The sequence below is a fragment of the Sphingomonas sp. NFX23 genome (genome assembly GCF_049887795.1).
Lineage (GTDB): Bacteria > Pseudomonadota > Alphaproteobacteria > Sphingomonadales > Sphingomonadaceae > Sphingomonas.
The window spans coordinates 715,659-722,063 of record NZ_JAGEKH010000003.1 but is presented as its reverse complement, the minus strand read 5'-3'; the positions used below and the strand labels follow the sequence as shown (position 1 = coordinate 722,063).

The following is a 6,405-nucleotide window of genomic DNA, read 5'->3' as shown; positions in this document are numbered from 1 at the left end:
CTTGAGAGTCTCACACCATCAATGACAACACTGGGCAACCAGCTAGCCATTCGATAGTGCGGATGATTAAGACGACGCCAGATTGCCAATCCCCTCGCCGTCGAGGGATTGGTTACAAATACCACTACACCAGCACTCGGTGTTCCGAGAGGCTGGCTACAAACCATGCACGGTATCGATTTTAAACCCTCAGGCTTCGCAGCAATGCGGAACCCTGAGGGACCCAGATATGACGCGCTCGCATGTCGCACCGGCTCCATTGCCTGGTGGCTATAGCGTCGGTGTCCCACCCGATCCCATTCCGAACTCGGCCGTGAAACCCGACTGCGCCAATGGTACTATCGCTCAAGCGATGGAAGAGTAGGTCGTCGCCAGGCATTGAAGCCCGTGCAACATGCAAACACGCACCATATCCAAAACCCATTCACAATTGCTCATACACTCAGTTCCGCACAACGCGGACACTCGGGCCCCATCAAAGTAATATCTTGATGGGATCTCGGCGCGGGGTGGAGCAGCCCGGTAGCTCGTCAGGCTCATAACCTGAAGGTCACAGGTTCAAATCCTGTCCCCGCAACCAACTCTATAGAGCAATACCTCTTCGGTCAGACCGGCGGAGGCTTTTTGCGTTTCTGGTTCAGCACATAGCGACACCATCGAAACAAGCTCGCCGCGTAGGTCGATCGCCAAGGCCGGGATCGAGCCGTCGGTCGGCACGGTCGGCAACACCCTGCCTACCGAAGCCGAACGCCAATATTATAGTGTCGCACACAACATGGATATGGCGGCGTGACCCACAAAACCAATGCCTTTGCCAGACCCGGCGGCTGTTCAAGCCGCGATTTCGCGTATACTGACTCAAGGCCGTTCATGTCAGACTACGCGTCTACAAGCGGCCGCGGCTTTCGAGGACAGCAAAAACTACTTTAGTTACTGTTCATAGCGTCTTCGCCAATCGATATTTTTCTAGAGAAAGCAGACCTACCAGCACTCTTAGGAAACGCGGAGCGCAGGCCGCGATAGCCAGCCAACATTGAGCGGATCTCGCAAGATATCACTTGGACCGGCTTGGCTGGGTTCCCCGAGATCAGCGTGCAGGAGATGTGCCAGGAAATGGTCGCGGCCGACCTTTACACGGCCAAGCGTCATGCCCTTCTCAAGACCCATGGCTACGATCTTCCCGTTTCGGTCGAAGGTTGATGGACAGCACCCCACGCATCTACGTGGCGGGCCATCGCGGTATGGTCGGTGGAGCGATCTCGCGTAAACTGCGCGAGCGCGGCGTCGAGGTGATCACGCGCACGCACGCCGAACTTAACCTGACAGACCAGGCGGCGGTGCGTGCTTTCTTCGCAAGCGAGAAGCCTGACGGCGTGGTGCTAGCGGCTGCCAAGGTGGGCGGCATTCACGCCAACAACACCTACCCCGCCGAAGTCTGTGGTGTGGTGATACCCCCTTTGAAAAGGGGTGGGGCTTTACCGTTAATCGCGCAACCACTCGGTTGTGATCTCGCCCCCATGCCCCTCCGGCGCCAATACAGTGCGCAGGGTTTCCAGCAAAGGCGGCAGCGCCTGCACGAAAGCGTAGGGCGGGTTGACGATATAAAGGCCTGCGCCGTTATAGATGCCGGGCTGATCGCCATCGTACAACCAATGCTCCACCCCCAGCAATTTCGGGATACCGAGCTTTCGTAACTCTTCCTTCCACTGCCAATGCGTGGCGCGGTCTTTCAGCGGATACCAGATCACCGTGACGCCATGCGACCATTTGCGAGAGGCAGCCGCAAGGGTGGCTGTGATACGGGCGCGTTCATCGGTCTGCTCGTACGGCGGGTCGACCACCACCACGCCCCGCGCGGTTCGGGGCGGCAGCATCGCCAGCCAAAGCTCGTAGGCGTCGCGCTCATGCACGGCAGCGGGTGTGTCGCGCATCACGCCGCGCAGGGTATAGGCGTCCTCGGGATGCTTTTCGTTCAGGATCAGGAAGTCCTGCGGCCGCAGAAGCTGCGCCAATATCCGCGGCGATCCGGGGTACAGATGCGGCTCGGCCTCGACATTCACCGCCTGTACGGCGGCGCGGTAGTCGTCCAGCAAGGGGTTCGGGTTGGCAAAGGCCCGCAGCACGCCCTGCATGGCCTCGCCGGTGCGCTGGGCATCCTCGCCGCCTAGGTCATACAGACCGCAGCCGGCATGAGTGTCGATCAGGGTCAACGCGCCCTCTTTTTGTTGCAAGGCCCGGACGAGCGCGATCAATAGGCTGTGCTTCACCACATCGGCGCTGTTGCCGGCATGGAAGGAATGACGATAATTCATTGCGGCCCAAAATCCTGACGATTTACCTTTACGCGTGTTGCTAGGTGCGGTTGCCGAGCGCGAGGCGACCAAAGTAGCTGATCCGGTGCTAGTATAAAGCCGCGCGAAAACCTTCAACGCACTTTTGCGCAGGGCTTCACGCCCGCGTTAGCGAAAGGGCAGGGGGCTTAGGGATCACTGTCGGCTAATCCACTGAGCCGCATCGCGCTCTGCGGGTGGTGAGCACGATCACCAAGGGGCCCGTCTTCCGCCGTGGCGGGGGCGCTAGAGGTCGGCTGCGCGAATCATTTCCTCCGATGCCTTATGACGCGATTGCAGGGTACGCGCGCTATTGGCAAGAGACGTTCAAGGGGAGGATGCCCGACCCCGCGCACACCGCCTACACCATTGAGACGGCTTCGATTAGCCGACAGTACGTCAACGGGATCTATCGTCGGGTGGTGCTAAGTTTTTGGTCAGGGGCTGGCAAAGATACCGATCACCAAAGTCATAAGGCGGTAGGGGCACTTTTGAGTCACTCGTTGCGCGTAGGGCTTATTCCGGACTTGTTGCGCCGGTGAGGATGACGTGGAATTGTCCAACCACTCCGTTGATCGTCGCCGTCGATGGCATTGCTCTACGGGCGGAAGCTTGACAGGCGCGGCAATGTCGCGGTGCGCTTGTTGTCGAAGATCAGGGTCTGACGACTGCTTTGTCAGTCAACCTTATGGCACAGACAGCGGTCCGGGCAGCTGCCGGGGAAACCATCTCAGGAGGGCATCGGACAGAGCTGCGGCAACAGCCGAGGGTTCGCCTGTTCGCGTCCCGCTTGCGCGTACTGTGGTCGCCTGTCCCGTCCAGACAACGTGATTGTCGCGGCGCAGCGACACGGTCACCTCGAGACGGGTGACGATCAGGCCATGCAACTGATCCTTCCCCGAGGGCAAAGTCAACGACAGTCCTGCGAGCCCGGCTGCCATGCCCGGTCAACCTGATCGGTCGTTGCCGGACCGGACGACGCCGCGCTGTGTCTGCGATACCTCGACCTTGGCGACGTAAAGGCTGTGGTTTGCGTCGGGGAGGGGCAGGAAAGCTGTTCGAAGGAGGGTTCGCTGCACGGCGTCCGTGAACGTTTTCGTGATAGCGGGAGACGTGGTCGGACGATAAGCAGCCACGATCGATATCGTGCCTGGCTTCACCACGGATGCAGCAACCGGCGATTGCACTAGCGCTGCGGCCGCGGCAAAAATAAGAACGTACATCTGATAGGCGCCGATCAATTACAGGGGACGAGGAGCGCTAACGGTATCGTGCCGGCCCTCCGCGGTAAAAGTGGTGGTCGATCTTGATCGAATAACGATCGTGATCGCGCTTTTCCGTTCCGACAGCCTTCTAGTCGAGCTTCTCGACGTGTCGATCGGCCCATTCCTTGCCTTCATCGCCTCCCCAGAGAAGCCAGGCGATGTAGCCCGCGGACGGATCAGTGTCCGATCCCCACTCGTGCGTTTTGCCGTCCTTATCGACCTCGTGACGAGCGAAGTAGCTGTGCATCGACTTCACATCCTCGGCGGTCACATCGTTCTGCGCTGCCAGTTGCTCGGCGCGACGAACCCCGACGTCCGTACCGGCTGGTGCGAAATCGTCGCGTAACTTTAGCCCCTTCTTCGCATTGGCGGCGATCTTCGCAGTTGGTTTGAACGTATCGGGCATCATGCTCTCCCTGTGTCGATGTTCAAACGCGTAGATTTTGGAACATATCCATGAGGGCGGAGCGGCGGAATTTGCCTCTTGTCCTCCCGAGTGATGCTGGACGAATTGGCCGTCGGGGGGCGGGCCGAGACGGTATTCTCGGGGCTCCCGTGCTCTAGCAACGAGCATTTGATTCGTTGAATTGATGGGAAACTAGCTCCGCTTGAAAGGTTTTAGAGCGAGCAAAGGAGATCGACATGGCGACCGAACAGCCGAACATTGTACCTGACGACGTGAAGCCGGAGCCGAACGACGCGGAGAGCGCCGCGACCGTTTTAGACGACTCGCAGATGACCAAAACGCCGGGCGGCGGGGGGCTAGGCGGTGCCGATGCCGCGGATGGCTTGAGCGGATCGGGAAAGCTTAGCGGTGGTGCAACGCCGAACAGCCCTATCGACGTCCCGGTTCCGTACGGCGGTAGTGGAAACCCAACCCGCGAGGCGCAGGTCAGATCGTTGAACGATGGCCCCAAGGAACCGCATACAAATCCGAACTGATCATCCCTGCAGCGATCTCGAGGAACGTCGTGCTGTCTCGGGTGGACACCTCGGCGCCTCCGGGACGTTGAGTGTCTATGCATGATGACAGGACAGTTCGTCTAACGCGCCGGCGTTGTCTTCCCTTAGGTGTAAGGGCAGTCGCCTTGAGCATAGTCCTATGAGAGCTGATCGTAACCTGGCCGGGCGGCGTGTCGTGATAACCGGTGCATCAAGCGGTATCGGCGCGGCAACGGCGGTGGCTTTTGCCAAAGCGGGAGCGCGGCTTGTCCTGGGGTCTCGTGGCAAGGACGGGCTGGACGACGTCGCGCAGCGTTGCGTCGAAGCTGGCGGCAGCGCGATCGTCCGTACAGTTGACTGCACTGACGCAGGCGCAGTGGCCGTGTTCGCTGCCGAGGCGCGCGATCTGCTCGGCGGCATTGACCTGTGGTTTAGCTGCGAAGGCGTTGGAGTGCTTGGCCGGTACGAAGACGTCCCGATTGCGGATCATGCCCGCGTCGTCGACGTGAACCTCGTCGCCCACATGAACGACGTCCATGCAGTACTGCCGATCTTCCTAGCGCAGGATCACGGCACCTGGGTAAACATGATTTCGGCGGGCGGTTTTATCGCCACGCCGTATGCTGCGGCTTATTCGGCGAGTAAGTTCGGGTTACGCGGGTTCAGTTCGGCTTTGCGCGGTGAGGTGTCGAAGCGTCCGCATATCCACATATGCGACGTCTGCCCGACCTTCGTCGATACGCCCGGCGTGGACCATGCTGGTAACTATACCGGCGCCCGGCTTTCGCTTCCCCCCGGTTCGCTCGCACCGGAGACGGTGGCGAAGGCAGTCGTGCGGCTTGCCACGCACCCTCGTAACCTTACCGCCGTCGGCGCACCGGCAATCGCATTCAAACTTGGCGAGTTCGCGGCGCCGAACCTGCTGGCGGCGATCATGAGTGGCTTCCTCGACTCCTGGTCGGCCCGCGCGGCCGACGGCAACGACAACGATGGGGTGTTGTTCGAACCTGGCGTCCCCGCCGGTCCAGATGGTGGCCGGCGCGATCCACACCGGGGGCGCAAGGTGGCAGCCGCGGCGGGCGGTATGGCGGTTCTCGTTCTTGCGGGGGTCGGTGTCTGGCTCGGCCGTCGCCGGTGATCAAGGACGACCGCTATCTCGCGGTGCGCTCGGGCATACGGCTACGAACGGACACTGTGGTCGCAAATATTGGCCGATTTAATCGGCAGGGGCTTACCGCATGACCGAAGCGATCGAATTGGGACTGCTGGCGCGGGCCTTCGACCGTCAGGATGATGGCGACGACCTTGGCTTCTACGCACCCCCGCGTTTAGTCACGCACATTGACGAGGCAGCTGTCGGCGCACTGACCAGCCTGTACCGCGATTCGATCCCCGCTGGCGGGCGGGTGCTCGACCTCATGTCGAGCTGGGTCAGCCACCTGCCGGACGACGTCGCCTATGCCGAGGTCGTAGGCCACGGCATGAACGCAGAGGAACTCGCGGCCAACCCGCGCCTCGATCGCTGGTTCGTCCAGAACCTGAACGATGTGCCTGACCTGTCCGAAGGGGACGCGCGCTACGATGCCGTACTGATCTGTGTCGGCGTTCAATATCTGCAACACCCCCTGGCGGTACTGCGCGAGGTTCGTAGTGTGCTGAAGCCGGGAGGCCGCGTTATCATAAGCTTCTCGAACCGGTGCTTCCCGACCAAGGCCGTGGCGGTCTGGCGCGCTCTCGATACACAGGGCCACACCTCGCTCGTCCGCCTCTATCTCGAGACGGCGGGTTTTCGCGGAGTCACGGCATCCTTACTCGCCGACGGTCGCCTGGGCGATCCATTGGTCGCGATAACCGGTCGTAGTTGAGGC

The 6,405-nt window shown here is 60.8% G+C and carries 5 protein-coding genes, 1 tRNA gene, 1 rRNA gene and 1 pseudogene; 6 read left to right on the top strand and 2 right to left on the bottom strand.

Annotated features, from left to right (window positions below; all coding sequences use genetic code 11):
• Positions 1-262: 262 nt before the first annotated feature.
• The 3 genes and pseudogenes from rrf to J4O76_RS10950 form a co-directional block, all read left to right on the top strand.
• Positions 263-377: ribosomal RNA gene (gene rrf / locus J4O76_RS10960) — 5S ribosomal RNA — on the top strand.
• Between the two features lie 126 nt (positions 378-503).
• A tRNA-Met gene (locus J4O76_RS10955) sits at positions 504-580 on the top strand.
• Between the two features lie 619 nt (positions 581-1,199).
• Positions 1,200-1,424 (top strand): annotated as a pseudogene (locus J4O76_RS10950) (NAD-dependent epimerase/dehydratase family protein); the annotation flags it as partial.
• A 57-nt stretch (positions 1,425-1,481) separates the two neighbouring features.
• Here the strand turns inward: J4O76_RS10950 and J4O76_RS10945 are convergent.
• Together J4O76_RS10945 and J4O76_RS10940 are read right to left on the bottom strand one after the other, a co-directional pair.
• Entirely contained in the window at positions 1,482-2,312 is an 831-nt protein-coding gene (locus tag J4O76_RS10945; protein WP_426281835.1) for a 23S rRNA (adenine(2030)-N(6))-methyltransferase RlmJ, read from the bottom strand.
• Between the two features lie 1,371 nt (positions 2,313-3,683).
• Positions 3,684-4,004 carry a hypothetical protein gene (locus tag J4O76_RS10940; protein WP_426281833.1) on the bottom strand — a complete coding sequence of 107 codons (321 nt, stop codon included), beginning with the start codon at positions 4,002-4,004 and terminating at the stop codon, positions 3,684-3,686.
• Positions 4,005-4,237: 233 nt separating this feature from the next.
• On the opposite strand from J4O76_RS10940, the gene J4O76_RS10935 reads away from it, so the two are divergent.
• The 3 genes from J4O76_RS10935 to J4O76_RS10925 all read left to right on the top strand — a co-directional run bounded on the left by J4O76_RS10935 (position 4,238) and on the right by J4O76_RS10925 (position 6,402).
• Positions 4,238-4,537 carry a hypothetical protein gene (locus J4O76_RS10935; protein WP_426281832.1) on the top strand — a complete coding sequence of 100 codons (300 nt, stop codon included), beginning with the start codon at positions 4,238-4,240 and terminating at the stop codon, positions 4,535-4,537.
• A gap of 160 nt (positions 4,538-4,697) precedes the next feature.
• Positions 4,698-5,675 (top strand): SDR family oxidoreductase, encoded by a 978-nt coding sequence (locus tag J4O76_RS10930; RefSeq protein ID WP_426281831.1) that lies wholly within the window; start codon positions 4,698-4,700, stop codon positions 5,673-5,675.
• Between the two features lie 100 nt (positions 5,676-5,775).
• On the top strand, positions 5,776-6,402 hold the full coding sequence (locus J4O76_RS10925) for a class I SAM-dependent methyltransferase (RefSeq protein WP_426281829.1): 627 nt from the start codon (positions 5,776-5,778) through the stop codon (positions 6,400-6,402).
• Positions 6,403-6,405 lie beyond the last annotated feature (3 nt).

Excerpts from the sequence above, each read along its gene's own strand:
- J4O76_RS10935 (WP_426281832.1), top strand. The coding sequence starts at position 4,238 with ATGGCGACCGAACAGCCGAACATTGTACCTGACGACGTGAAGCCGGAG.
- J4O76_RS10940 (WP_426281833.1), bottom strand. The coding sequence starts at position 4,004 with ATGATGCCCGATACGTTCAAACCAACTGCGAAGATCGCCGCCAATGCG.
- J4O76_RS10925 (WP_426281829.1), top strand. The coding sequence starts at position 5,776 with ATGACCGAAGCGATCGAATTGGGACTGCTGGCGCGGGCCTTCGACCGT.
- J4O76_RS10930 (WP_426281831.1), top strand. The coding sequence starts at position 4,698 with ATGAGAGCTGATCGTAACCTGGCCGGGCGGCGTGTCGTGATAACCGGT.
- J4O76_RS10945 (WP_426281835.1), bottom strand. The coding sequence starts at position 2,312 with ATGAATTATCGTCATTCCTTCCATGCCGGCAACAGCGCCGATGTGGTG.